The organism is Georgenia faecalis (genome assembly GCF_003710105.1).
Lineage (GTDB): Bacteria > Actinomycetota > Actinomycetes > Actinomycetales > Actinomycetaceae > Georgenia_A > Georgenia_A faecalis.
The window spans coordinates 1,563,132-1,587,165 of record NZ_CP033325.1; the positions used below are offsets into that span (position 1 = coordinate 1,563,132).

The window sequence follows — 24,034 nt, forward strand, 5'->3', positions numbered from 1 at the left end:
AAGGTCATGACGTTGCCCCGCGCTCGGCGCGGGCCTGCGCGAGCCCGACGGACCACTCCGGTGCGGGACGCGCGGGCGGCGCCTCACCGGCCGGCGCGGCGGGGCTCCCGGCCGGTGCGTCCGCGCTCGGGGTGCTCCCGGTCGGTGCCTCCGCGCTCGGGGTGCTCCCGGTGTGTGCGGAGCCGCCCCGCGCCTCCATGACGCGTCGGCGCACGTGGCGGGTCACCCGCCACACGGCCGCCTCGAGCGGACCGCGAGAGAACCGGCGGCTACACAGCAGGGCGAAGGCGAGGACGACCGCGAGCTGAAGCACGAACGCCAGGGTCTCGCTGGGGGGCTGGACGGGTGAGCTGACCATGAGCAGGTGCAGGGCGTAGAGCGTGAACGTCATGCTGCCGGCGGCGGCGAGCGGCGCGAGCACGCGGGACGCCACCCGGCCCAGGAGCACGGCGGCGGCGAGGACCGCCAGCGAGGTGCCGATCGTGAAGGCGAGGTCGAAGGGCGTCGAGGAGTGCGGCGCCATGATGCCGAGCCACCAGGGTGAGGTCGTCGGCGTCGAGCCGGAGGGACCCCACACGACGAGATCCGTGTAGTCCTCGGCGGACATGGTGAGCAGGGCGGTCGCCTCGAGGTTGCGCCATCCTCCGGCGACGTTCATGACGAGCCAGGACCCGCCGCCCGCCGCGAGCGCGATGACGACGCCAAGGATGCCGATCCGCGCGACCACACCGCGGGAGGTGAGGGCGGCCCTGCCTACCGCGAGCCCGACGCACACGTAGGCGAGCCACGGCAGCGCGGGGTAGGTCCCGGTCAGCGCGAGCTCCGTCGTCAGCTCCACGGGGCGCGTGAGGAGATCGGTGAAGGTGGGATTCGTCCCGGCGGCTGCCGGGAGCGCCGCGCGCACGAGGTGGCTCAGCACCGGCATGACGACGACGATCGTGGCGGCGATGGCCACGAGGGCGCGCGTGGAGAGGGCGAGCAGGGGGATCGCGAGCACGAAGAGCAGCGCGTAATAGGCGAGGATGACTCCGGCGCGGTCGGCGGGGACGACATAGCCGAGCAGGAGACCCACGGCGCCGATCATGAGGGCGCGGACGACAAGCGAGACGGCCGCGGCGTCCCGGCGCCGGCCCGACGGCCGGCGACGTCCGCCGCTGCCGAAGGCGATGCCCACCCCGGCCAGCACGGCGAAGAGTGCAGCGGCTTTGCCGGCAGCCAGGACCCAGGGGATTGACATCCCGTCGTCGGGCCCCACCAGCGGGAGGACGTGGACCGCCATCATTCCGACGAGTGCGAGGCCGCGCGCGACGTCGACCCCGACGAGCCGGCGCTCGGACGACCCGACCGCGACCGTGCCCGTGGCCGAGACGTCCGTCGCCACCTCGCAGTCGTGGGGGATACCCACGCCCTCGCGGGCGGAGACGGGGCGAGAGGCTAGGGGCGCCTCGGGGCGGGTGTCGATCATCGGACAGCTCCTGCCTGCTCGGTGCCGGGACTCACGCGGGTGCGCCGTGGCGCGGGTCCGGCGGGGATACCGCGCCAGGACGTCCCGGGCAGGAGGCTTTCGCCCTTCATCACGAGGGACAGCGGGGCAAGCGTGCTCTCCTCACCCAGGGCGGAGTCGTACAGAACGACGGCGCGCGAGCCCACGCTCGCGCCTGCGCCGAGGGAGATGGTCGACATCTTCATGACCCTGTCCTCGAAGAGGTGCGTCTGAAGCGAGGCGTGGGAGCCGACCGTGACGTCGTCACCGATCTCGATGAGGTCGAACTCGGTGATGTAGGTGGTGTCGATGAGGGTGCGGCGACCGATGCGGGCGCCGAAGAGGCGGAGCAGGGGCGCGAGGAGGGGGGTGCCGGCGAGCACGGCGAGCAGGGCCGGCACCGCCACGGCTTCGTAGATGCCGGTCACGAACTCGGTGCGGCGGACGAAGCCGCTCCACAACGGCTCCACCCGGCGGCGGTACCGGCCCACGACGGTCCACTTCAGCGCGGCGACCGCCAGGACGAGGGCGAGGCTCGCCCCGAGCGCGATGAGGGGCGTGAGGAGGACCAGCAGGTACATCGGGACGGTGGTCGCGATGGCCGAGACGGCCAGCAGCGTGGCGAACGTGGAGAGCCCGAGCATCGAGGCCGGCAGCACGATGCGGAGCAGCTCGATGACGTAGCGGTGGCGCACTTGGCGTGCCGACGGCCTGAAGGTCTGCGCCTCGGTGAACTCGTCGTACATCTCGCGGCGGGGCAGGTAGATCGCGGGTGAGCCGAGCCAGGAGCTCCCAGGGACAGCACCGGAGACCGGGGGGACGGACTGGACGCCGATGAGCGATCCGTCGCCGAGGTGGGTGCCGGAGGGGATGAAGGAGGCGTTACCGACGAAGGCGCGCCTCCCGACGGTGGTGGGGCGGAAGGCGACGTGGCCGTTGCAGTACGTCGCGCTGCCGACGCTGGCCATGTCGGCGACGAACGCGCCGTCCTCGAGGGTGAGGATGTCGGGGTCGATGTTGGCGATGGTGGATACCTCGGCACCGCTGCCGACGCGGGCGCCGAGCGCACGCAGCCACATGGGGGTGTAGAGGGTGGCGTAGAGGGTGTTGTTGAGGGAAAGGCTCTGCTCGAGCAGCTTGTCCCCGAACCACTTCTCCATCCCGAGCTGCGAGCGCAGGTGGTGGATGCCGACGGGGGTCGCGGGCAGCACGAGGCGCCTGACCCCGATGATGAGGGTGCAGGTCGTGGCCACGAAGACAGGTCCCGACAGGACGGTGGCGATGAGGGCAGCCACCACGCCCTGGGTCAGGAGCATCCACCAGACGAGGGCCACGATCGGTGCCATGGCCAGGAGGGGCAGCAGCTCGAGGAAGGCCAGGCCCGCGCCGAAGGCGGGCAGGAGCCGGACCGGCCACTGACGTGGCGCCGCGGAGCACTCGGTCATGAGGTCGAAGACCGGGTCGCCCGCCGAGTCCAGCGCCGTTGCGGGGGAGCCGGACCATGTCGTCGCGTCCGGGACCCGCTGACCGGCCTGGAGGAGGGACTGCTCGCGCAGGATCGCCCCCGTGCCCACCACGCAAGGACCCTCGAGGACGGTGTTGGCGCCGACGACGGCGTCGTCGGCGATGGTGATGGCGCCGATCGTGAGAGTGCCGTCCGCTATCTCGAAGGCGTTGAGGTGGGAGGCGTAGCCGATCGTGGCGCCGTCCCCCAGGTCGACGAGGTGCGGCAGCGGGATCTCGGCTGTGCCGATGTGGCACGCGTCGCCCACCCGGGCGCCGGCGAGGCGGAGGTAGGACGCCGCCCAGGGCGACCCCGAGAGCATCGTCAGGGGCGAGAGCACCATGGCCTTCTGCGTGGCCCACACGCGCAGGTGCGTCGAGCCCCACAGCGGGTACGTGCCCGGGGTCACGCCGCGGGCGAGCAGGCGCACGCCGACCACCGGCACCACCCACCGCCCGAAGAGGTAGGACAGCGGGAAGAGGACCAGGAGCTGCTCGAGCATCGCGAGGTTCGGCTCGCCGCCGTGGACGCTGTACACGATCCCGATCGGCAGCATGAAGAAGACCAGCAGGCTGTACACCCAGCTGAGCTGAGACAGCGCGAACGCGGCCACCCGCCAGCGGGTGGGCGGCACGGGACGGGGCGGGGGGCCCTGCTCCGGCTCGCCTCCGTGCTCGAGGAGGCTGAGCTCCTGGTGGCGTGCCAGCGTGCGGACCGTGGGGTTGGCGTAGAGGTCGCGGATGGACAGGCCGGCGTTGCTCTCCGTCGCGCGGAGCCTGGACACCACCGTGGCCGCGAGGAGGGAGTGGCCGCCGAGGTCGTCGAAGAAGTCTGCCTCGACGGACAACGAGCCGCCCGGAAGGCGCAGCACGTCCCCCCACACGGCCGCAACCCGCTCCTCGGTCGCCGTCTCGGGGGCGACGTAGTCGTGGTCTCCGGCGACGAGGCGGGACCCCTGGGGGGCCGGCAGCCTGGACCGGTCGGCCTTGCCGCTGGGGAGCATCGGGATCTCCGCGACGATCTCCAGGTAGGCGGGCACCATGTAGGGCGGGACCTTACGACGCAGCTCGGCGTGCAGCCGGGCGATGAGGTCACCGTCGCGGGGGGCGCCCTCGGCCAGGAGGAGGTAGCCGGCCAGCTCGCCCCCGCTCTCGGTGGCGGGCAGGAGCGTGACGACGGCGGCCGAGACGTGGTCGTCGCCCAGGATGACGCTCTCGATCTCCTGGAGGTCGACGCGGTTGCCGCGGACCTTGACCTCGCTGTCGGCGCGGCCGAGGTACTCGATGTCGCCGGCGGGCAGGAACCGGCCGAGATCGCCGGTGCGGTACATCCGCGTCCCGGGGGGGCCGTCGGGGTCGGGGACGAAGCGGTCGGCGGTGAGGTCGGGACGGTTGACGTAGCCGCGCGCCACGCCGGGACCGCTGACGCAGATCTCACCGACCTCGCCGAATGGCACGGAGGTGCGGTCCTCGTCGCGGAGCGTGACCGTGTACGTCGGCAGCGCCCAGCCGATCGTGACCGGGTGGCCGACGTGGAGGTCTGCCCAGGTGCAGGTGACCGTGGTCTCCGTGGGGCCGTACGTGTTGAGGATGCGCCGCCCCTCGCCGCCCCACCGCTCGACGAGCTCTTGGGGGCAGGCCTCCCCGCCGACGTTGACGGTGCGGATCGAGGGGATGGTGCGGTCCAGGGTCGCCAGCACCGTCGGGACGCAGTAGATCATCGTGATCGCGGAGTCCTCGAGGAAGTCGGCCAGCCCTGGGCCCACGCGACGTGCGTCGGTGGGGCCGGCCACGAGCGTGGCTCCCACCGCCCAGGTGGGCCAGATCTCCTCGATGGAGAAGTCGAACGCGATCGTCATGCCCTGGTACACGCGGTCGGAGGGCTTCACGCCGTAGAGCGGGGGGACGATGTTGATGAAGTTGCAGATGCTCGACTCGGCGATCTCGACGCCCTTGGGGCGGCCGCTCGAGCCGGAGGTGTAGATGATGTAGCTAGTCGGGTCGCCCGAGGTCGACACGGTCGGCCGCACGTCGGGACGCACGGCGACGGCGCCGGCGGCACGGTCCAGCGCCACCACCGGCACAGCGAGCTCCGCGCAGGTCTCGAGGTGCGCTGACGTGGTGAGCATGAGCTCCAGGTCCGAGTCCTCCGCGATGTACGCCACCCGCTCCGCTGGTGCGGCGGGATCGATGGGGACGAACGTGGCCCCGGACTTGAGCACCGCGAGCACGGAGACGTACATCGGCACCGACCGGGGGACGAGGATCCCCACCCGCGCCCCTGGCCGCAGACCACCGTCCAGCAGGTGGTGCGCCAGCCTGTTCGCCCACTCGTCGAGCGCCTGGTAGCTGAGTGACTCCCCGTCGCACTCGAGGGCTCTTGCGGTCGGCCGCGCGTCGCACGTGCGCTCGAAGTAGTGGTGGAGTCGGGCCAGCGCCGTCGGCCCGGTCGCGTGCGCGGCCGGCACACCGGGGACGTCGCGGACATGGGTCTGGGCGGACGTGGTGCTGGTCGTGTGCGTCATCGTGCTCCCCTCGTTGCGGTTCCCCCGCGTAGGTTGTTCGGAGCCGATGTGAGTCCGGATGGGTCGCCGGCGCGCGGAATGCGTCTGACTGCTCGGACGCGGGGGGCGGACGTTGTCCCGGACGGTCGGTCGAGGGCGGCTCGGGGCGTCGGCCGCCGTGGTCGGCTGTCGGCGGCCGCCCCACCCCCGCGGCCCTGCGGACCTGCGCAATGAGCAACTCGGGCCGCCCGTGGAAGGATCAGGGCGATGAGCAGCAGCGGCGGACGCCCCGACGGCGGCGACAAGCCTCGCGTCGTCGTGCGCCAGGCGCTCCCGGCGGACGCCCGCCGGATCCGCGACATCGTCGCCCCCAACGCCACCGAGGGCATCCTCATCGACAAGGACCTCGTCGCGTATTTCGAGTCGATACAGGAGTTCGTCGTCGCCGAGGTCCCGGACGGCGACGAGCGGACCGTCGTCGGGTGCGGTGCCCTGCACGTGCTGTGGGACGACATCGCCGAGGTGCGCACGCTCGCCGTCGACCGACGATTCCTGCGTCGCGGTGTAGGCCACCACGTCCTCGGCACCTTGCTGGAGCGGGCGCGCGCCCTCGGGCTCAAGCGCGTCTTCAGTCTCACCTTCGAGGTCGAGTTCTTCGGCGGGCACGGCTTTGTGCCCATCGCGGGCACGCCGGTGGGCACCGACGTCTACGCCGCGATGCTCCGCTCCCACGACGACGGCGTCGCCGAGTTCCTCGACCTCGCCCGGGTCAAGCCGAACACCCTGGGCAACACGCGGATGCTGCTCGAGCTCTAGCGGGGCTCGACCCGGCGGCGCACGACGGTCGGCCGGTGGGTGGTCGTCAGCGAGCAGGCTCCGCAGCCGGGCGACGGCGGACTCGGTGTCGGCGAGCCGTCGCTCCATCCGCTCGAGGTGCGACCGGACGAGCGCCGCGCGAAGCGACGTCGGGCGCCGCGAGCACCTCCCGGGCGACGTCGACCGGCACGTCGAGCGCGCGCAGGGCGCGGATGACCTGCGGTTCGGCCACCTGCTCGGACCCGTAGCGCCGGTAGCCGCTGTGCGGGTCCACCGACGACGGCGTGAGCAGCCCGGTCTCGTGGTAGAACCGCAGCGCCTTGGCCGTCAGCTTCGTGGCGCGCGAAAGTCGCCGATCGTCATGGCACCCATGGGCCCAGTGTGGCCGAGGGAGCCCGTCAGCGGTCCGGTCCGTGGGCCGACGCGCCCCTTTCGTCAGCGCGTGACGCGGAACCGCTCCACGAGCTGGTCCATGAGGGCGTCGTGGTGCGGGTCGACGCTCCGGCGCGCCGGGTCCTCGTCGTGCCACGCGACGATCTCGCGGGCGCCCTCCTCGAAGGGCACGGTGGCGACGAGGTCGGGCACGACGCTGCGCAGCTTGCCGTTGTCGAAGACCGACGAGTGCGTCTTGTCCCCGAGCAGCGACGCGCCCCACTCGGCGTCGTGCGCGGCGATGACGTCGGAGGGTACGTGGACGATGCGCGCCTGCGTCCCGGCCGCACGGGCGAGGGCGTGAGCGATGGCGTCCCACGTGAGCACGTCGTCGGACGTGATGTGGAAGGCCTCACCGAGGGTGCGGGGGTGTCCCAGCAGCGGCACGAAGCCCTTGGCGAAGTCCGTGTGGTGGGTGAGCGTCCAGAGCGAGGAGCCGTCTCCGTGGACGACGACCTCCTTGCCCTGGCGCATCCGCTCGATGAACGTCCAGCCGGCGTCGAAGGGGACGAGGGTGCGATCGTACGTGTGCGACGGCCGCACGATCGTCGCCGGGAACCCTCGGTCCCGGTACGCCTCGACGAGCACCTCCTCGCACGCGATCTTGTCGCGGCTGTACTGCCAGAACGGGTTGCGCAGCGGCGTGGACTCCCGGATGGGCAGCCGGTTGGCCGGCGTCTGGTACGCCGAGGCGGAGCTGATGAAGACGTACTGCCCGGTGCGGCCCTCGAAGAGGTCGAGATCGGTCCGGACGTGGTCGGGGGTGAACGCCACCCAGTCGACGACGGCGTCGAACTCCTCCGTGCCTAGGGCCGCGCGGACCGAGTCCGGGTCGCGGATGTCCCCGACGACCTGGCGGACGCCGTCCGGGACGTCGCGCCGCCCGGTTCCCCGGTTGAGCAGCGTGAGCTCGACACCTCGCTGCGCCGCGAGCGCCGTGCTGGCGGAGCTGATGATGCCGCTGCCGCCGATGAACAGGACCCGCAGTGCGCTCACGCGCGTCTCCTCCGTGGTGGGGGCGGAGCACGCCGTCGGTGGCGGTCCGTCACCCCAGGATTGCCGACGCGCAGCGGCACCGCAGGTCGGGGCGGTGCTTCGGGGCGATGAGACGTCGACGCGGCTGCGGTCAGGCGGCCGGTGCGACGAAGTCGAGCTCCTGGAACTCGGCGACGTCGCGGGTCCAGCGGCGTTCGACGAAGTCCACGTGCGTGGGGTGGGCGCTGTAGGCGTCGTACGCGGCCTGGTCGGCGAACCGCATCCGGAACTGCCACGCGAGCGGGCTCTTGGGGCTCACCTGACGCATGACGGCGAAGTCCTCCACGCCGGGGATCGAGGTGAGGGCCGTGCGTGCCTCGTCGAGGAAGCCGGCCTCCTCGGGCGAGCCCGGAGCGGCGGAGAGGCGGAAGGCGACGGTGTGCTCGATCGGCATGGCAGCTCCTGGGTCCCGGTGAACGGCGACGGCGATCAGCGGGCGCCCGTCGCCCCGCTCCATCCCGCGCGTGGCGTCAGTCTTGCCCATCAAGGGGGGAGGACACACGCTGTCCATGACGACGGCGAACCGTTCTGCGCTGCTCCGATCGACCGGTCCATCCGACGATGGAGGCACGGTGAAGTACCTGCTCACGTCAGGCGGGGTGACGAACCCCAGCATCCACGCCGCGCTCGTGCGCCTTCTCGGCAAGCCGATCTCCGAGTGCGCCGCCCTCTGCGTACCGACCGCGCTGTGGGGCCACGCGATGTGCGGCCCCGCATCGGTGCGCGGCTTCATCGCCGCCGAGCCCGGGTCGCAGCACTTGTCCGGGCTGGGGTGGGCGTCGCTCGGTGTCCTCGAGCTCACCGCGTTGCCCACCGTCCCCGCGGAGCGGTGGGTCCCGTGGGTGCGGGCCGCCGACGTGCTCCTGGTCGACGGCGGTGATGCGACGTACCTCTGCCACTGGATGCGTGAGTCCGGCCTGGCCGCCCTGCTGCCCTCGCTGACCGAGACGGTGTGGGTGGGTGTGAGCGCCGGGAGCATGGTGCTCACACCGCGGATCGGTGACTACTTCGTGGAGTGGCCGTCCGCGCCGGACGACCGCACCCTCGGCGTCGTCGACTTCGCGATCTTCCCGCACCTCAACGCCTTCCCGACGAACACCCCGGCCCACGCCGAGCGGTGGGCGGCCGACATCGGCGTCCCCGCGTACGCCATCGACGAGGAGACGGCGATCGCGGTCGTCGACGGCGCCGTCGAGGTGGTCTCCGAAGGAACGTGGACGAAGCTCCGGTAGGGAGAGCGCCGGGGCTGAACCCGCGATTCCTCGGCGCGGGGCTGTGCCGGTGGGGGAGTATTCGCCGGTGGTCGACTCGTCGGCGGAACCGCCTCCGCGCCCGCGTGCCAGGCGCCGCTGGCTCATCGCCGTCGTCGTGGTGCTCGCCCTGGTCGCCGCGGCGCTCGCGGCCGCGTGGTACCTCTGGTTCCCGCACCACCGCCCGGCGCTGCGCCCCAACGAGTCCCTCGGCATCGACGTCAGCCACCACCAGGGCGCCGTCGACTGGGACGCGGTGGCGGGCGACGGGATCGACTTCGCCTACCTCAAGGCGAGCGAGGGAACCGGGTGGGTGGACTCCCGGTTCGCCGAGAACTGGTCGGGCGCCGACGACGCCGGCCTGCCCCGCGGGGCGTACCACTTCTTCACCCTGTGCACGCCGGGCGGCGAGCAGGCCGCGCACTTCCTGCGCACGGCTCCGCCGGAGTCCGGCGCCCTGCCGCCCGCGGTGGATCTCGAGCTCGTCGGGAACTGCAGCGCGCGCCCGCCGGCCGAGGAGGTCGTGGCCGAGCTCGACACGTTCCTCGCGGTGGTCGAGGAGGCGTGGGGCACCGATGCGCTGCTCTACGTCGGCGAGGACTGGGAGGGCGAGTACCCGGTGCTCGACCGCTCGGACCGCCCCCGGTGGCTGGTGAGCTTCCTTAGCCGCCCCGACCGCACGTGGACCGTGTGGCAGTTCTCTTGGTGGGGCAGCGTCGACGGCATCGAGGGCGACGTCGACCTCGACGTCGCCCGCCTCGACGAGCTGCGCCGATAGCGGGCGCTTCGCACCGCACCATTGAGGGGCGGGAGATCCGCGCCTCGTGCGGCCACGTGTTGCCCGCCGCTGGGGGCCGCTTTAGGCTCGCCGTGCCTGCAGTGCTTGGACGTGTTGCGCGCCGTTGAGGTGCGCGAGGGGGACACATGAAGCTCGGCAACCGGTTGGCCGCGGAGTTCGTCGGCACGTTCTGGCTCGTTCTGTGCGGCTGCGGAAGCGCGGTTCTCGCCGCGGGCTTCCCCGACGTGGGCATCGGGTGGCTGGGGGTGTCCCTGGCCTTCGGTCTCACCGTCCTCACGATGGCGTACGCGCTGGGTCATGTCTCCGGGGCCCACTTCAACCCTGCGGTGACGGTCGGGCTGGTCCTCGCCAAGCGGTTCGAAGCGAAGGACGCCATCGCCTACATCGTCACGCAGGTCGTCGCGGCGATCGCCGCCGCCGCGGTGCTGTACGTGATTGCCACGGGCCAGAGCGATTTCTCGGTGGCCGAGTCCGGTTTTGCCGCCAACGGGTACGGCGAGCACTCACCCGGCGGGTACGGGCTGGTCGCGGCCCTGGTGACCGAGGTGGTCCTCACGGCAGGGTTCCTGTTCGTGATCATCGGGGCGACCGATCGCCGTGCACCCAAGGGTTTCGGGCCGCTGGCCATCGGCTTGGCGCTGACGCTGGTCCACCTGGTGTCCATCCCGGTCACCAACGCCTCGATCAACCCCGCGCGTTCCACCGGCCCGGCGATCTTCGTCGGGGACTGGGCCCTCGGGCAGTTGTGGCTGTTCTGGGTCGCCCCGATCGTCGGGGCCGCGATCGCCGGCTTCGCCTACCGCTACATCACGGGCGACGCCGGAGTGGACGACGTCGCCGAGACCGCCCAGGACCCGTCGGACGCGCCCCAGGTCTGACGGCCCGGCGCGCCAGGCCGGGCTGAGGCGGCGACTGGAGGGGCGGGGTCAAGCCGACGGCCGTCAGCCCGCCGTTGAAGGTGCCGGTCTCGAACGGGTGGCGGTAGACGCCGTCGCGCGCGCCATCGCCTCGATGACCAGGACGCCGCCGAACGGCCAGTCCCGGATGGAACTGGAGGGTGACCCGCGAGCCTGCTCCGCTGGTCGAGGTCATCGTCGAGCGGGCTCCGTGAGGGCGCGGTCTGTTCGCCCCGCAGCCCGGTAGTCCCGCATGGTTCGGCAGAACGTCTGGGCGGGGGGCTGGAGGAGGATCACGACGGCGAAGGTCCACCACGCGGCCCCGACGGCCAGCAGCGGGAACACGGCGGCCAGGCCCACGGCGCGCCAGGCGAGGAGTGCCGCGACGAGCACGGTGACATACCGCCCGACGCCGTAACCCATTCGCGCAGCGACGGCAGCGGGCACGAGGACGACTGCTGCGGCGAGGACCTGCGACGCCAGCACCACGAACGCCTCGGTGAGGTCGAACGCCGATGCGTCCGGTCGAGGGGAGTCCGCGTCCTCTCGAGAGATCAGCCAGAGGACAAGGAGAGCGAGCAGGGCGAGCGCCGCCCCGAACAGGGCCGTGAGGACCGTGACGACCGCGTACGCGCGGGGTGCCATGGGCGGGACCCTCCGCCGGGTCGCTCGCAGATCCCCGGGGGCGCCAGCCCCGGTGCCGCTGAGGTCCCCATCGTGTCGTGCCTGCATCGGTGCGCTCCCTTCGCCCACGTCCGGTGCGTGCACGCTATCGGCGGGCCCTTGGCCTCTGGTCGGGTTTGGCGGCGCAGAGCCGGCACGACCGCGAGCCGGCATCACAGGGGGAGGCAACCGGGCCGAGTTTGCCAGTTCTGCAAGAACCCTCGCACGCGGCGGTGGCGTCCCGCAGGCAGGGCCCATGAGGAACCAGACGGGCACGAACGCGGACCGGGTGGACGTCGTCGTCGTCGGGGGAGGGGCCGCGGGGCTGAGCGCCGCCCTCATGCTGGGGCGCGCCCGTCGGCGGGTGGTGGTGGTCGACGCCGGCAGCCCGCGCAACCGGTTCGCGGCCCACATGCACGGGGTGCTCGGCCACGAGGGCACCCCTCCGGCGGAGCTGGCGGCACGCGGCCGGGCCGAGGCGGCCGGTTACGGCGTGCGGTTCGTGGACGACGTCGCCGCGCGGGTCGACGACACCGGCGACGGCGTCCGCGTCACCCTCGGCGATGGCGGCGCCGTCGACGGGCGGGTGGCGATCCTCGCCGCCGGCGTCTCCGACGATCTGCCCGACATCCCGGGCCTCGCCGAGCGCTGGGGACGCACCGTGCTGCACTGCCCGTACTGCCACGGGTGGGAGGTGCGCGGGCAGCGGCTGGGGGTGCTCGCCATCTCGCCGGCCTCGGTGCACCAGGCCCAGCTCGTGCGCCAGTGGTCCGACGACGTCGTGCTGTTCAGTGCGGGGGCCGGGCCGCTCCCGGCCGAGACGGTCGAGCGGCTGCGCGCGCGGGGTATCCGGCTCGTCGACGAACCCGTCGTCGAGGTCCTCGCGGACGGTGACGCCGTCACCGGGGTCCGGACTGCCGACGGGCGCCTGGTGGAGGTGGGCGCCGTCTTCACCGGCGGGACGCTCCGGCCCCACGACGCGATGGTCGCCCATCTCGACCTCGCGCGGGCGGACGGTCCCGGCCCGAGCGTGCTCGCCGTCGACCCGACCGGCCGGACCAGCAACCCCCGGATCTGGGCGGTCGGCAACGTCCGCGACCCGATGGCGAACGTCCCGCTCGTCATCGGCGCGGGGGCGATGGCCGGCGCCGTCGTCAACATGGCGCTCGTCGAGCAGGAGTTCGACGACGCCGTCGCCGCGGCGCCGTCGCTAGGCGTTGCGTAGGGCGTCCACGTGCGACGGCCACGGCGCGGCGGCTCGGCGGTCGTGCCCACCGGCCCACCGTCCTGCTCGACAACGTGCTGGGAATCGCCCACCAGTGAGTCCTTATCCAGCACAGTCGTCAGCTGGTCCTTGCCGCGAGGGACGGGCGACCATCGGACCTCGTGGTGCGCAGCCCCGCCATGGCACGCTTTCCTGGGCCGCTTCCCCGCGACCCCCGAAGGAGCCACCGTCTTGACGTCTGCCCGCATCGCCCGCGTCGCTCTCGCGGCGGCCCTGTCCGCGTGCGCGGTGGTGGGGTGCAGCGCGCCCGCACCGGCACCCTCGGCGCGCCCGTCCTTCCCGGCCCCGACCACCACCGCGCCACCCTCGGCGTCCGCAGCACCAACCCCGACGGACATCACCGCGGACCTGGACGCCCTCGAGACAGAGTTCGACGCGCGCGTGGGCGTGAGCGCGCTCGACACGGAGACCGGCCGATCCGTGGAGTACCGCGCGGAGGAGCGTTTCGGTTACGCCTCGACGCTCAAGGTCTTCGCCGCGGCAGAGCTGCTTCGCGAGGTGCCGCCCGAGGAACGCGAGGCGCGCGTCGTATGGACCCAGGAGGAGGTCGACGCCGCAGGCTACTCCCCGGTCACGAGCGAGCACCTCGACGGCGGGCTCACCGTGGCCGAGCTCGCCGAGGCGGCGGTGCGGGAGAGCGACAACACGGCGATGAACCTCGTCCTCGACCGGATCGGCGGACCAGCGGGGTTGGACGCCGGCCTTGCGGCCCTCGGGGACGAGACCACGGACGTGGTCAGCAACGAGCCGTCGCTCAACGAGGTCGACGCCGGCGGCACCCGCGACACGACCACGCCTGCAGCCTTCACGGCCGCCCTCGACGCCTTGCTGCAACCGCGGAACCTCGCTCCCGACGACCTCGCCACCCTCCTCGACTGGATGAGCGGCAACGCCACCGGTGATGCGCTCATCCGGGCCGGCGCTCCTGCGGACTGGGTCGTGCGGGACAAGTCGGGTGGGGCCGGCGGGATCCGCAACGACATCGCTCTCGTCACCCCGCCGGGACGCGCCCCGATCGTCGTCACCGTCCTGACGGAGAAGAACGATCGGGCGGCGGAGTACGACGACGAGCTGGTGGCTCGGGTCGCCGAGGTCGTCATCGCCGCCCTCGACTGATCCGGCCTGGCCGGTGGCGTGGGAGGCCGCGGCCCCACCCGAACGGCGTCCCCCGGCCCGGCGAGCGCGTCGACCTCAGGAAGAGCGATTCGACGACGCCGTCGGCATCACCAGCCCGTTGAGGCGGTCGACGAACCGCTCGGTCGGCGCCGGGCCGACGACCGCGGTAAGCGGCTGGTCGAACCAGTGAAGCCAGATGGCGTCGATCTGCTCGGCGGTGATCGCCCCGTCCGTGGTGAGGTGCTGCGCGATCTCCGCGGCTTCGGGGCCGTACTCCTCGTCCGGCGCGCCGTCCGGTAACCCCGGCGCGAGGCCGTAGGGGTCGACCTCGTTGAGCAGCCTGAGGACATCAGGGGTCGTGCCATTCCCGATCGGAGCGTCGCGCATGACGTGATGATCGCGCAGATCCGGCCTCCCGGCAGCGCGGTAAGGGAAACGCTTCCCCCAGGCGCCGCCTCAGTGTTAGCGTGCTACTTCGTGTGACGGACGCCACGCTCGCCGGGGCGTCGTCACCGCTGATCACAGCGTTGCGATCAGTCCGAGTGCGGCTGGGCGAGCTCCGCACGGGGGATCCAGGCAAGAGGTGTCTGATGGAGCTGTCCAGGCGTTCGGTCCTCACGAGCATGGCCGCCGCGGTGCTCGCCGGGGCGCTGCCCGCGGTCGCCCGCGCCGACACGGGAGCCCCGGGGCTCTGGGTCGATTTCGGGGGAGCGACGGCCCCGGCGCCCGGCTACGTCCGCGTCGGCACGGAGACGTACTCCGCGCAGCGCGGGTACGGCTGGGTCTCGGCCGCGGGCCTGAGCACCCGGGACCGCGGCGGCGACCCGATCCACCGCGACTTCGTGTTCGGGACCGCCGCACGCACCTTCCGGATCGGCAACCTCGCGCCCGGCCGGTACCGGCTCGCCGTCGTCGCGGGCGACCTCACCTTCGGCGACCACATCACCCAGGTGCAGGCTCCCGGCGTCGACGGCGGGACGCTGCCGGAGCTGAGCCCGAGCCTGGCGCAGTTCGGCACGGTCACCGGGACGCTCGTCGTCCCGGCGGGCGCCAGCACGGTCGACGTCACCTTCGGTTCGCCCATCAACAACTGGGTCGTCAACGCGATCACGCTCGAGCCGGTGCCCGTGGCCGAGACTCCCCGGGTCGCGTACGTCAACGCGGCGATCGCGAGCACCTGGGGGCCGATCCTCACCTCGCCCGACCCCACCGTCGCCCTGCTGGCCGGGCACCGGGCGCGGGCCGCCGGGCGCACGGTGGCCAGCACCGATCTGGCGCACGCGGACTACCTGCGCCTCATCGGCAGCGGCATCGACTTCTGGACGTCCTGGCAGAGCCCGGCCGGGGCGATCATCGACCCGTACCGCAACAGCGAGTTTCAGTACAGCACCCCGGCCTTCGCGCACGCCGCGGCCGCCCTCGTTGCCTACGCCGGACGCGCCGACCTCGTCGACGCGGCCGCCCGCGCGCTCGACCACTCCACCCGCACCCTCGCCGACCGGACGGCGGCGTCGGCTCATGAGGACTTCTTCCCGCCGATGATCGCGCACGCGATCCGCCTGCTCGCCCCGCACGTCCCCGCCGCCCGCGCGGCCGTGTGGCGGGCCGACATCGACCGCTTCGAGCCGTTCCGGACCTACCGCGCGGGGGTCGGGGGCAACAACTGGAACCTCGTCGCGGCCACCGGCGAAGCCCTGTTCCAGATGGACGGCCTGCGCGACGCCCACCACCGGTTCGCGGAGGCGAGCTTCGCGGGGCAGGGCGACACCTTCGACCCGGTCCTCGGCCTGTACCTCGAGGGGCCGCTGGCCTACGACCACTTCCCCCGGCTGTGGGCCGGCGACCTCATCGCCCGCGGGTACGCAGGGCCGTATGCCGCCGAGCTCACCGAGTCCATGCGCCGCGCGTCGATCGTCAGCCTCTTCATGCAGTCGCCGACCGGTGAGCTGCCGGCCGGGGGGCGCTCCGCGCACCACCAGTGGAACGAGGCCGAGCAGTGCGTCACCTACGAGATCTTCGCGGCGCGCGCCCTCGCCGCCGGGGACGCCGAGCTGGCCGGCTGGTTCACGCGCGCCGCGCACCTCGCCCTGGGCTCCATGTTCCGCTGGGTCCGCCCCAGTGGTGAGATGCAGATCGTCAAGAACTGGATGGACCCGGCCGAGCGCGTGGGGTACGAGAGCTACTCCGCACACTCCCAGTACAACCTCCTGCCGCTGTCGATGCTCGCGATCGCCTACGAGCACGCGTCCTCGACGGTGCAGGTCGCCGAGGCGCCGTCGCCGGCGGACGTCGGCGGGTTCGTGCTCCCCATCGACCCGCTCCACAAGGTGTTCGCGAACGCGGGTGGCACGTACGTGGAGATCGACACCGCGGCGGACCACCACTACGACGCCACGGGACTCATCCGGGCGCACTTCGCCGGGCACTCGCCGCAGCTCGGGTCGAGCGACTCGCTCGTCACCGCGCCGTCGTACGTGCTCCCGGCCGGCGCCGTCACCGCCCCGACGACGGGCATCGGCGTCGCCTGGCAGACGAGCCCCGGAACCTGGCGCTACTTCGGCGAGCTCGCCCCGGACCTCACCGAGGACGCGGTCCTGCAGCGCGGCACGGAGAGCGCGGAGGAGGTGACCTTCGCCCTGCGCTACAACGGCAGCTTCGGCGGCGGCGTCACCGCCGTGGAGGAGCGGTTCACGCTCACACCCGAGGACGTGCGCGTGACGACCGTGCTCCCCGGGTACACCGGCCCCGTGCGGCGCGTCGCCCCCGTCCTTTCCCACGACGGGCGCACTCCGGCGACGATCGTCGTCGACGGCGAGGAGGCCCGGGTGTGGCAGGAGGAGGACGGGACCTCGACGTCGACGCTCGTCTACCGGATGCACGACGCCGAGACGGTCCAGGTGGGCGCCGCGCAGTACGGCAACCACAACGGCCTCATGCGCCTGGCCGTCGGCGAGTACGCGGCGGGAGCCGGCGCCGACGGCGTCACCCTCACCATCAGCGCGCACCGGGATGTCACCGTCACGGTGACCACGCGATCGGTGGCCGGCACGGTCCACCTCGTCGTCCGCACGCGGAACAACGCCGACGTCCCGGTCGACGTCCGGGTGACCACGCCCTACGGAACGAGGACCCTCACGGGCGTCGCACCCGGCAGGACGGTGGCGACCACGTTCGCCACCCGGGCGGCGAGCATCCCCGCCGGACTAGTGGACGTCGTCGCGACCACGGCCGACGGCACCACCGCCACCGTGACCGAGGCGTACGAGGCGCACACCAGCCGCTGACGTCGCCGGCGCGCGGCGGCGCCTCGGAGGGCGATGCCCGGACGCCCGGACGCCGAGAGCCGGACCGCTCCCCGTGACGGGGACCGATCCGGCTCTCGGTCAGCGTCGCGCCCCGGTAGGCGCGGCGCGGGTGCTCAGCGGGTGGGCGAACCGCCGTCGACGGGGATCGTGTGCCCGTGGATAAAGGACGCGTCGTCGCTCGCGAGGAAGCACACGGCGCGCGCGATCTCCATCGGCTCGCCGTAGCGGCCGGCCGGCGCCTGCATGGTGAGGTCGTAGAAGGGGAAGTCCGGGGTGATCTCGGCGCCCTCGAAGGCCGCGGTCTTGATGACGCCGGGGCCGATGCCCACGGCGCGGATGCCCTGGTGACCGTAGTCGTAGGAGATCTGCTTGGTGAGGCCGATGACGCCGTGCTTGGCCGTCGTGTACTCGGCCCCGACCTCGCTGGCGACGACGCCGGACGCGGACGAGACGTTGATGACCACGCCGGCGCCGCGCTCGAGCATCGACGGCAGGACCGCCTTCGTCACGAGGAAGACGCCCTTGAGGTCGACGTCCATGACCTTCTCCCACTGGCTGGTCTCGATCTCCAGCAGCGGGAGGTAGGCGCCGAAGACGCCCGCGTTGTTCACCAGCACGTCGATCCGGCCGAACGCCTCGAGGGCGGTGTCGACCATGGCCTTGACGGAGGCCTCGTCGACGACGTCGACGGCGATCCCGACCGCCTCGCCCCCGGCGGCCTTGACCTGCTCGACCGTGGCGTCGGCCCGCTCCTGGGTGAGGTCGGCGACGACGATCTTCGACCCCTCCTTGGCCAGCTCGACGCACATCAGCTGGCCGAGGCTCGACCCGGCCTGCTCACGGCCGTGGCCGCCTCCGGTGACCAGAACGACCTTGTCTCGTAGTCCACGCATGAATGTCTCCTCAAGAGTTAGCGATCGAATGAGCCCGCGGCCGTCCTTCCGACGGCAGGGCCACTCGACGTTACGTGGGCAGCAGTGGGGGCGCATCCGGCGCCGCCGCGCCCGTCGGTTCGGTCAGCGCGTTGAGGCGGGCGACGAACCGGTCGGTGGCGTCGGCGCCGATGACCTCGGTGAGCGGCTGGTCGAACCAGCGGAGCCAGATCCCGTCGATCGCGTCGGTGGTGATGGCGCCGTCGGCGGCCAGGCGGCGCGCGATCTCGGCCCCCTCGCGCTCGTACTCGTCGTCCGGGGCGCCGTCGGGGTGCCCGGGCTCGAGGCCGTAGGGGTCGAGCTGGTTGATCAGCCCGAGGACCTCGGCGGTGGTGGTCAGCGCCGTCTCGCGTTCATCGTGCATGGCGTCATGATCATGCAGATCCGCCGTCGGCGTGCGGTTCTGCCCGTCTGCTCACTCCCTCGCCCGGGATGGGTGCCCAGTGTCCCGGACGAACGGCACGACCGTGCGTTCCACCAGCGATCGGCGTTCGGCCTGAGGGAGCATGAGGCACTGGATGGTGACGCCGTCGATGAGCGCGAACAGCTGCGCCGCCGCGTCGTCGGTGAGGCCGTGGCCGACGAACCACTGACGGAGCTCGTCGTCGAGCTGCGCCGAGGCAGCAGCGAGTGCGGTATCGACGGCCGAGAGGGCGGCGTAGGCGAGCCAGACGCGCGCGCGGCGCTCGCGTCGGTCGTCCAGGGGGAGCCACTGCTCCACGACGTCCATCAGCGTGGTGGGCTGCGCGGCGGCGACGTCGGCGAGGAACTGCTCTCCCGCATGGTCGAAGGCGGCCCGCACCAGCTCGCTCTTGGTCCGGTAGTGATACTGCACCTGCGCCGGGGAGACGCCCGCCGCGGCGGCGACGGTCCGGACGCTGAGGGCTCCCACCCCGTGCTCGGCGAGCACCGTGAGCACGCCGTCGAGCACGCCCGCGGCGGCCATCAGTCCTCGGGCCGCTTCGAGCGGGTCATCGACCAGGCCGTTGCCGCGAGCTCCGCGCCGCCGAGCACCGCGATGACCAGGCCGGCCTGCCGGAGGCCGATGACGGGGGTCTCGACGTCGCGGAACACGACGAACATCACCACACCGCCGACGACCATGAGGGCGCCGACCAGAAGTTCCCATCCGTGCTTGCTCATCGTGCCCTCCGTCGATCGCTGTACACTCGTATAGTACGAACGTACAGGCTCGGGTGGCCGGGTTCAAGGACTGCCTCGCGGCGGGTCGAGCGTGAGGCCCGGGAGGGGGGCGGTCGCCGCGCCGCATTGCGCTCTGTTTTACAGAGTTGCTCAATCTGGGCGAGCGGTGTAGCGTGCCGGCATGCGCCCCACACCCACCGAGCTCCACGCCTGTGACGCGGCCATCACCCTCGCGTTCACGATCCTCGGGAAGCGGTGGAACGGCATGATCATCGCCACTCTGGGGTCGGGCGCCCTGTCCTTCGCCGCGCTGCGCCGCAGCGTCACCGGCATCAGCGACGCCGTGCTCTCCGACCGGCTCACCGAGCTGGCGGACGCCGCGCTCGTGAGCCGCACCGTCGACCCGGGGCCGCCCGTCGCCGTCACCTACGCCCTCACCCCCAGCGGAGAGCAGCTCCTGCCGATCCTCGAGCAGCTCGGCCAGTGGGCCTCCGCGAACCTCACCCCAGCAGACGAGGACTGACCCATGGACTACGGACACACGCTCCGGTTCGGCACCTTCATCATCCCGACGGCGGCCCAGCCGCAGGCGCCGGTGCAGCTGGCCCAGCTCTCCGAGCGCCTGGGGTACGACGTCGTCACGTTCCAGGACCACCCGTACCAGCCGGCGTTCCTCGACACGTGGACGCTGCTGTCCTACGCCGCGGCGTCGACCGAACGCATCCACCTCGCACCGAACGTCCTCAACCTCCCGCTGCGGCCGGCGCCCGTGACGGCGCGCGCCGCCGCGTCGCTCGACCTGCTCAGCGGCGGCCGGCTCGACCTCGGCCTCGGCGCCGGCGGCTTCTGGGACGCGATCGAGGCGATGGGCGGCCGCCGTCTCACCGGCGGCCAGGCGGTCGAGGCGCTGAGCGAGGCGATCGACCTCATCCGGGGGATCTGGAACCCGGGCGACCGCGGCGTCCTGCGTGGGGGCGAGTACTACCCGGTCGACGGCGCCAAGCGCGGCCCCGCGCCCGCGCACGACATCCCGATCTGGATCGGTGCCTACAAGCCCCGGATGCTCGCGCTCACCGGCCGCAAGGCCGACGGCTGGCTGCCGAGCCTGCCCTACCTCGAGCCCGGCGCGCTGCGCGACGGCAACCACCGCATCGACGACGCCGCCGCCGACGCCGGCCGCGACCCGGCCGAGATCCGCCGCCTGCTCAACATCTCCGGCACCGAGCCCCTCGACCAGCTGACGGCCATGGCCCTCGAGGACGGCATCGGCACCTTCATCATCACCGGCGACGGCCCGACGGCGATCGAACGGTTCGCCGAGGAGGTCATGCCGGCCCTGCGGGACGCGGTGGCCGCCGAGCGCGGGCGGCGCGGCACCACCGCCGTCGACGCCGTCCGCCCGGCGCGCGCTGTCGCGCTGCGCCGGGCGGGGATCGCCTACGACGAGATCCCCGCCTCCCTGCGGGCGACCGCCGTCGAGCCCGGGGACACCGGCTACGCCGCGGTCCGGTCGACGTACATGCGCGGCGGCGCCCCGGGCCTGGTGCTGCGCCCCCGCACCGTCGACGAGGTCCGCGACGCCCTCGCCTTCGCCCGGCGGCACCCCGACCTGCCGCTCGGCATCCGCAGCGGCGGCCACGGCATCAGCGGCCGCAGCACGAACGACGGCGGCCTCGTCATCGACCTCAAGGCGCTCAACGCCATCGAGGTGCTCGACGAGGGAGCCCGCCGCGTTCGGATCGGCCCCGGCGCCCGCTGGATGGATGTCGCCGCCGCGCTGCAGCCGTACGGCCTTGCCCTGTCCAGCGGCGACTACGGCGGCGTCGGCGTCGGCGGCCTCGCTACGGCGGGCGGCGTGGGGTTCCTCGGCCGGCAGCACGGTCTCACCATCGACCACCTCGTCGCGGCCGACGTCCTGCTCGCCGACGGGACCCTCGTGCGCGCCTCCGCCGACGAGAACGCGGACCTCTTCTGGGCCGTGCGCGGCGCCGGGGCCAACGTCGGCATCGTCGTGTCGTTCGAGTTCGTGGCGGACCGGGTCGGCGAGGTCGGCTGGGCGCAGCTGGCCCTCCAGGTGGACGACGTCGCCGCCTTCCTCGAGGCGTACGGCCGCACGACCGAGGCGGCCCCGCGTGACACCACGCTCTTCCTCATCATGAGCGCCCGGCCCGGGCAGCCGGCCGTGGCCCAGCTGTACGGCGTCGTCGACTCCGCCGACCCGGACACGATCATCGAGCGGCTGCAGCCGTTCGCCGACCTCGGCCCGCTGGTCGGGCAGCAGGTGCAGCTGGCGTCGTACGCCGCGGTGATGGCGAACGCGTCCGACGTCGCCCACGACGGGCAGGGCGAGCCGCTGTTCCGGTCCGGGCTCGTCGAGCACCTCGACCGGGCCACGGCGCGCGCCGCGGCCGCGCTGGTCACCTCCGGCTCGGCGCCCTGGTTCCAGATCCGGCCCGTCGGGGGAGCGGTGAACGACGTCGCCCCGGACGCGACGGCGTACGCGCACCGGTCGGCGAACTTCTCCATCACCTCGATCGGCCGGTCCGCCCGCTTCGACGCGCTGTGGGAGGGGCTCGCCGAGCACTTCGACGGCCTCTACCTCAGCTTCGAGAGCCGGGTCGGCAGCCAGCATGTCGAGCAGGCGTTCCCGCCGGACACGCTCGCGCGCCTGCGCGAGATCAAGCGACGGGTCGACCCGGACAACGTCTTCCGCGACAACTTCGGGATCGGCGCGAGCGAGGTGCCGGCGGCGACGCGCTAGTCGCAGGAACAGGCATCGGGCGACGTCACACAGGTGCCGTGAGGCTGGCGGGATCTGCCCGTCACCCTCGCGGCGTTGGGGGGCTTCGGCGCTCCGCCCGGCGCTGCGCAGCCTCGTGGGCCTGCCGCAGGAGGCGGGCGGCCAGCGCGTGCGTGCTCGCCGCTGGGTTGACGATCGACACCCACCCCTGGGCGCGGTACACCGGGTGAGGGAGAACCCTGTCGGCGGCGGCGTAGTCCCAGGAGGCCACCGCGGTCCGCGGGTGCTCACCTGTGAGCTCGGCGAACGCCTCCGTGCCGACGCGAATGTTCAGCCGCCAACGGCCGGGATGGTCCAGGTCGCTCATGGTGTCGCCGGGATAGTTCTTCGTGACGATGGTGGCGTAGGGCTGTTCGCGCGCTGGCACCTCGCCGTCGGGGGCGTAGTAGAAGAAGTGGTCGCCCCAGGCGATCTCGGGGGATGCGCTGCCCTCGGTGGGGGCAAGTTCGAGTAGCCCGTCGAACGCTCGGATTGTCTGAAGAAGTCGCTCCATACTCATGGTTCAAGCGTGTACTTGACGTGCTTGTGGAGGGTTCGGATGGGGCGAGCATGTGGCGAGGTGCCACCGATGAACACCGCTGGGGTCGCGGCAGCGTCGGGATACTCCGTACAGCAGGTGCGTGACCTGGAGGCTCTGGCCGTGATCCCCGCCGCAGCCCGGTCACGCAACGGGTACCGGCAGTTCTCCGCAGACCATGTACGCGGCCTTCGCGCCTACCGCGACCTCGCCTACGCGGTGGGTCCCGTCGAGGCTCGACGGGCGATGCAAGGGATTCGCCTCCAGCCACCCGACCAAGCGGCGGCGCTCATCTGCCAGTTCCATGCCAGGCTCAATGACGAGCGCGAGCAAGCACTGACAGCACAGCGTGCGCTGCGGGCCATCGGCACCGAGGCGACGACGGACGCGCCGGACGTCGAAGGCGACTTCATGACCATCACCGAGCTGTCGCGGGCCCTCGGAGTCCGGGCGTCCACACTCCGCTTCTGGGAGAAGGTCGGTCTGGTGGCGCCCGAGCGTGTGGCAACACGAGCAGGGACTGCGCGGCGCTACGCCGTCCCTGCGATCCGGGAAGCACGCATCACGGCAGGCCTGCGTGCCGGTGGTTACCGCGTCCCGGACGTACAGAAGGCGATCACCGCTGTCCGCGCCCTCAATGACGTGAGCGACTCGCTCGCCGCCCTCGACACTCGACTGCAGGCCATCGGCCGACGTGCACTTGCCCTGCTGCGCGCGGGAACGCTGTTGGCCGAGATCATCGAAGGTGCTCGTCAGCCCCAGGGATCCTGACAGCCGGGCGGATCGACCGCCTCATCAGCGGCCTGCCCGCACGTCCTGGTCCGCGCCGCGGCCGAGCGCCCGCTCCCGCCCGAGCGCGTGTGTGCTCACGCAGAGACCGGGCAATTCTGCACGATCACGCGAAGGGTGGCGGCGTGGCCGGTCGTCATGCCTGGTCGGACGTCTGCCGGAGCGCGTCCACGGCGGCGTACTCCGCCTCGTAGCACGCGGGGTCGACACCGGAGGACACGGCCTCACCCGGCACGGTGTAGTGATGCCGCCCGTCCACCGAGTCCACGATGCTCAGCTCGAAACCGCCCGCGCTCAGGCACTCCCGGTACCGCGCGAACGACGCGTCGTACTCCTCGGCCGTCACCTCGCCGTCGCTGATCTCCGCGGCCTGCGCCGGCGACATTGCCGCGCGGCTGGCGTCCGTCGCCGGATCGTCCGGCTGCGCGACGGTCGGGGGCGCCGACGTGGCCGAGCGGCCGGCGCCCGTCGCGGGCTGCTGCTCCGGCGCGGTGGAGGCCGTGCACCCGGCGAGCAGCACCGCGAGGGCGAGCGCCCCGCCCCGCCGTCGCCACGCCGACTTGACCGCATCCGCGGCGTCGGGCCGCGGCCCCTGGGCTCCTGTGTCCGCGCTACGCATCGGTACGCCTCCGCCCTCAGTCGTCATCGGCTGGTGATCTTGACCGTACTGGCTGCGCCGCAGGGAAGTGCGGAAACGTTCCCGGCATTTCTGCACGATCACGAGCGGGGATCGGCGCGACGGCTGGCGCCAAGCGGCCCCGCGCCC

General features: G+C 72.6%; 23 protein-coding genes. 10 read left to right on the plus strand and 13 right to left on the minus strand.

What is annotated here, in order from left to right:
* Window positions 1-4: 4 nt before the first annotated feature.
* Together EBO36_RS06735 and EBO36_RS06740 are read right to left on the minus strand one after the other, a co-directional pair.
* The gene (locus EBO36_RS06735; protein WP_122823929.1) at window positions 5-1,465 is read right to left on the minus strand and encodes a heparan-alpha-glucosaminide N-acetyltransferase domain-containing protein; all 1,461 of its coding nucleotides are present in this window, start codon (window positions 1,463-1,465) and stop codon (window positions 5-7) included.
* Window positions 1,462-5,511, minus strand: coding sequence for a Pls/PosA family non-ribosomal peptide synthetase (locus EBO36_RS06740; protein WP_122823930.1), 4,050 nt, complete (start codon window positions 5,509-5,511; stop codon window positions 1,462-1,464). The genes EBO36_RS06735 and EBO36_RS06740 overlap by 4 nt, the downstream gene beginning before the upstream one ends.
* A gap of 246 nt (window positions 5,512-5,757) precedes the next feature.
* On the opposite strand from EBO36_RS06740, the gene EBO36_RS06745 reads away from it, so the two are divergent.
* Window positions 5,758-6,306, plus strand: coding sequence for an amino-acid N-acetyltransferase (locus EBO36_RS06745; RefSeq protein WP_122823931.1), 549 nt, complete (start codon window positions 5,758-5,760; stop codon window positions 6,304-6,306).
* Window positions 6,307-6,352: 46 nt separating this feature from the next.
* On the opposite strand, the gene EBO36_RS06750 is transcribed toward EBO36_RS06745, so the two are convergent.
* The 3 genes from EBO36_RS06750 to EBO36_RS06760 all read right to left on the minus strand — a co-directional run bounded on the left by EBO36_RS06750 (window position 6,353) and on the right by EBO36_RS06760 (window position 8,167).
* Window positions 6,353-6,835 (minus strand): MerR family transcriptional regulator, encoded by a 483-nt coding sequence (locus EBO36_RS06750; protein WP_122823932.1) that lies wholly within the window; start codon window positions 6,833-6,835, stop codon window positions 6,353-6,355.
* Window positions 6,742-7,734, minus strand: a complete 993-nt coding sequence (locus EBO36_RS06755) for an SDR family oxidoreductase (RefSeq protein WP_122823933.1) — start codon at window positions 7,732-7,734, stop codon at window positions 6,742-6,744. Before EBO36_RS06755 ends, EBO36_RS06750 begins: the two co-directional genes overlap by 94 nt.
* Window positions 7,735-7,864: 130 nt before the next feature.
* On the minus strand, window positions 7,865-8,167 hold the full coding sequence (locus EBO36_RS06760) for a Dabb family protein (protein ID WP_122823934.1): 303 nt from the start codon (window positions 8,165-8,167) through the stop codon (window positions 7,865-7,867).
* A 178-nt stretch (window positions 8,168-8,345) separates the two neighbouring features.
* Between EBO36_RS06760 and EBO36_RS06765 the strand changes: the two genes are divergently transcribed.
* The 3 genes from EBO36_RS06765 to aqpZ all read left to right on the plus strand — a co-directional run bounded on the left by EBO36_RS06765 (window position 8,346) and on the right by aqpZ (window position 10,700).
* Window positions 8,346-9,005 (plus strand): Type 1 glutamine amidotransferase-like domain-containing protein, encoded by a 660-nt coding sequence (locus tag EBO36_RS06765; protein ID WP_122823935.1) that lies wholly within the window; start codon window positions 8,346-8,348, stop codon window positions 9,003-9,005.
* A gap of 67 nt (window positions 9,006-9,072) precedes the next feature.
* Window positions 9,073-9,801 (plus strand): GH25 family lysozyme, encoded by a 729-nt coding sequence (locus EBO36_RS06770; RefSeq protein ID WP_244925385.1) that lies wholly within the window; start codon window positions 9,073-9,075, stop codon window positions 9,799-9,801.
* A gap of 146 nt (window positions 9,802-9,947) precedes the next feature.
* On the plus strand, window positions 9,948-10,700 hold the full coding sequence (aqpZ, locus tag EBO36_RS06775) for an aquaporin Z (RefSeq protein WP_122823936.1): 753 nt from the start codon (window positions 9,948-9,950) through the stop codon (window positions 10,698-10,700).
* A 210-nt stretch (window positions 10,701-10,910) separates the two neighbouring features.
* Here aqpZ and EBO36_RS06780 read toward each other — a convergent pair whose 3' ends face one another.
* Complete coding sequence (locus EBO36_RS06780; protein WP_122823937.1) at window positions 10,911-11,363, minus strand: hypothetical protein; 453 nt, start codon at window positions 11,361-11,363, stop codon at window positions 10,911-10,913.
* A 274-nt stretch (window positions 11,364-11,637) separates the two neighbouring features.
* Here EBO36_RS06780 and EBO36_RS06785 point away from each other — a divergent pair, with 274 nt between their 5' ends.
* Window positions 11,638-12,606: an NAD(P)/FAD-dependent oxidoreductase gene (locus tag EBO36_RS06785; protein ID WP_122823938.1), complete on the plus strand. Its 969-nt coding sequence runs from the start codon at window positions 11,638-11,640 to the stop codon at window positions 12,604-12,606.
* A 231-nt stretch (window positions 12,607-12,837) separates the two neighbouring features.
* Window positions 12,838-13,782 carry a class A beta-lactamase gene (gene bla, locus EBO36_RS06790; protein WP_122823939.1) on the plus strand — a complete coding sequence of 315 codons (945 nt, stop codon included), beginning with the start codon at window positions 12,838-12,840 and terminating at the stop codon, window positions 13,780-13,782.
* A 75-nt stretch (window positions 13,783-13,857) separates the two neighbouring features.
* Here bla and EBO36_RS06795 read toward each other — a convergent pair whose 3' ends face one another.
* Window positions 13,858-14,169: a hypothetical protein gene (locus tag EBO36_RS06795; protein ID WP_122823940.1), complete on the minus strand. Its 312-nt coding sequence runs from the start codon at window positions 14,167-14,169 to the stop codon at window positions 13,858-13,860.
* A 203-nt stretch (window positions 14,170-14,372) separates the two neighbouring features.
* On the opposite strand from EBO36_RS06795, the gene EBO36_RS06800 reads away from it, so the two are divergent.
* Window positions 14,373-17,066 (plus strand): hypothetical protein, encoded by a 2,694-nt coding sequence (locus EBO36_RS06800; RefSeq protein ID WP_122823941.1) that lies wholly within the window; start codon window positions 14,373-14,375, stop codon window positions 17,064-17,066.
* A 134-nt stretch (window positions 17,067-17,200) separates the two neighbouring features.
* Here the strand turns inward: EBO36_RS06800 and EBO36_RS06805 are convergent, their stop codons facing one another.
* The 4 genes from EBO36_RS06805 to EBO36_RS15305 form a co-directional block, all read right to left on the minus strand.
* Window positions 17,201-17,980 (minus strand): SDR family NAD(P)-dependent oxidoreductase, encoded by a 780-nt coding sequence (locus EBO36_RS06805; RefSeq protein WP_122823942.1) that lies wholly within the window; start codon window positions 17,978-17,980, stop codon window positions 17,201-17,203.
* Window positions 17,981-18,050: 70 nt separating this feature from the next.
* Window positions 18,051-18,383, minus strand: a complete 333-nt coding sequence (locus tag EBO36_RS06810) for a hypothetical protein (protein ID WP_122823943.1) — start codon at window positions 18,381-18,383, stop codon at window positions 18,051-18,053.
* A 51-nt stretch (window positions 18,384-18,434) separates the two neighbouring features.
* A complete protein-coding gene (locus EBO36_RS15300; RefSeq protein ID WP_164471389.1) occupies window positions 18,435-18,965 on the minus strand; it encodes a TetR/AcrR family transcriptional regulator in 531 nt (176 codons plus the stop codon).
* Window positions 18,965-19,162 carry a DUF5708 family protein gene (locus EBO36_RS15305; protein ID WP_164471390.1) on the minus strand — a complete coding sequence of 66 codons (198 nt, stop codon included), beginning with the start codon at window positions 19,160-19,162 and terminating at the stop codon, window positions 18,965-18,967. The genes EBO36_RS15300 and EBO36_RS15305 overlap by 1 nt, the downstream gene beginning before the upstream one ends.
* A 181-nt stretch (window positions 19,163-19,343) precedes the next feature.
* Between EBO36_RS15305 and EBO36_RS06820 the strand changes: the two genes are divergently transcribed.
* Both EBO36_RS06820 and EBO36_RS06825 read left to right on the plus strand, forming a co-directional pair.
* The gene (locus tag EBO36_RS06820) at window positions 19,344-19,685 is read left to right on the plus strand and encodes a winged helix-turn-helix transcriptional regulator (protein WP_122823945.1); all 342 of its coding nucleotides are present in this window, start codon (window positions 19,344-19,346) and stop codon (window positions 19,683-19,685) included.
* 3 nt (window positions 19,686-19,688) lie between these two features.
* On the plus strand, window positions 19,689-21,923 hold the full coding sequence (locus tag EBO36_RS06825) for an LLM class flavin-dependent oxidoreductase (RefSeq protein WP_122823946.1): 2,235 nt from the start codon (window positions 19,689-19,691) through the stop codon (window positions 21,921-21,923).
* 61 nt (window positions 21,924-21,984) lie between these two features.
* Here EBO36_RS06825 and EBO36_RS06830 read toward each other — a convergent pair whose 3' ends face one another.
* Complete coding sequence (locus tag EBO36_RS06830) at window positions 21,985-22,455, minus strand: DUF6194 family protein (RefSeq protein WP_187695865.1); 471 nt, start codon at window positions 22,453-22,455, stop codon at window positions 21,985-21,987.
* Between the two features lie 75 nt (window positions 22,456-22,530).
* On the opposite strand from EBO36_RS06830, the gene EBO36_RS06835 reads away from it, so the two are divergent.
* The gene (locus EBO36_RS06835) at window positions 22,531-23,250 is read left to right on the plus strand and encodes a MerR family transcriptional regulator (protein ID WP_122823948.1); all 720 of its coding nucleotides are present in this window, start codon (window positions 22,531-22,533) and stop codon (window positions 23,248-23,250) included.
* Between the two features lie 154 nt (window positions 23,251-23,404).
* Here the strand turns inward: EBO36_RS06835 and EBO36_RS06840 are convergent, their stop codons facing one another.
* On the minus strand, window positions 23,405-23,887 hold the full coding sequence (locus EBO36_RS06840) for a hypothetical protein (protein WP_122823949.1): 483 nt from the start codon (window positions 23,885-23,887) through the stop codon (window positions 23,405-23,407).
* Window positions 23,888-24,034: the final 147 nt, after the last annotated feature.